The sequence below is a fragment of the Fictibacillus halophilus genome (assembly GCF_042680145.1).
In the GTDB taxonomy this organism is placed as follows: Bacteria; Bacillota; Bacilli; order Bacillales; family Fictibacillaceae; genus Fictibacillus; species Fictibacillus halophilus_A.
Window position 1 is genome coordinate 1 of sequence record NZ_JBHTNQ010000010.1, and the last position, 1399, is coordinate 1399.

The following is a 1399-nucleotide window of genomic DNA, read 5'->3' on the forward strand; positions in this document are numbered from 1 at the left end:
TTTTTGAAAGTCGGTTTCGGCTGACACTTACAGATGAGCCCGCGGCGCATTAGCTAGTTGGTGAGGTAACGGCTCACCAAGGCGACGATGCGTAGCCGACCTGAGAGGGTGATCGGCCACACTGGGACTGAGACACGGCCCAGACTCCTACGGGAGGCAGCAGTAGGGAATCTTCGGCAATGGGCGAAAGCCTGACCGAGCAACGCCGCGTGAGCGATGAAGGCCTTCGGGTCGTAAAGCTCTGTTGTTAGAGAAGAACAAGTACGAGAGTAACTGCTCGTACCTTGACGGTACCTAACCAGAAAGCCACGGCTAACTACGTGCCAGCAGCCGCGGTAATACGTAGGTGGCAAGCGTTATCCGGAATTATTGGGCGTAAAGCGCGCGCAGGCGGTCTCTTAAGTCTGATGTGAAAGCCCACGGCTCAACCGTGGAGGGTCATTGGAAACTGGGAGACTTGAGTGCAGGAGAGAAAAGTGGAATTCCACGTGTAGCGGTGAAATGCGTAGAGATGTGGAGGAACACCAGTGGCGAAGGCGGCTTTTTGGCCTGTAACTGACGCTGAGGCGCGAAAGCGTGGGGAGCAAACAGGATTAGATACCCTGGTAGTCCACGCCGTAAACGATGAGTGCTAGGTGTTGGGGGGTTCCACCCTCAGTGCTGAAGTTAACACATTAAGCACTCCGCCTGGGGAGTACGACCGCAAGGTTGAAACTCAAAGGAATTGACGGGGGCCCGCACAAGCAGTGGAGCATGTGGTTTAATTCGAAGCAACGCGAAGAACCTTACCAGGTCTTGACATCCTCTGACCACTCTAGAGATAGAGCTTTCCCCTTCGGGGGACAGAGTGACAGGTGGTGCATGGTTGTCGTCAGCTCGTGTCGTGAGATGTTGGGTTAAGTCCCGCAACGAGCGCAACCCTTGACCTTAGTTGCCAGCATTCAGTTGGGCACTCTAAGGTGACTGCCGGTGACAAACCGGAGGAAGGTGGGGATGACGTCAAATCATCATGCCCCTTATGACCTGGGCTACACACGTGCTACAATGGATGGTACAAAGGGTTGCGAAGCCGCGAGGCCAAGCCAATCCCAAAAAGCCATTCTCAGTTCGGATTGTAGGCTGCAACTCGCCTACATGAAGCCGGAATTGCTAGTAATCGCGGATCAGCATGCCGCGGTGAATACGTTCCCGGGCCTTGTACACACCGCCCGTCACACCACGAGAGTTTGTAACACCCGAAGTCGGTGGGGTAACCCTTTTGGGAGCCAGCCGCCGAAGGTGGGACAGATGATTGGGGTGAAGTCGTAACAAGGTAGCCGTATCGGAAGGTGCGGCTGGATCACCTCCTTTCTATGGAGATTATGAAACAGCTTCGACTGTTTCGTAAGTACACCTTTTG

General features: G+C 54.5%; 1 rRNA gene. It reads left to right on the plus strand.

Annotated features, from left to right (window positions below):
* Window positions 1–1350, plus strand: a 16S ribosomal RNA gene (locus ACFQ4X_RS19080); the annotation flags it as partial.
* Window positions 1351–1399 lie beyond the last annotated feature (49 nt).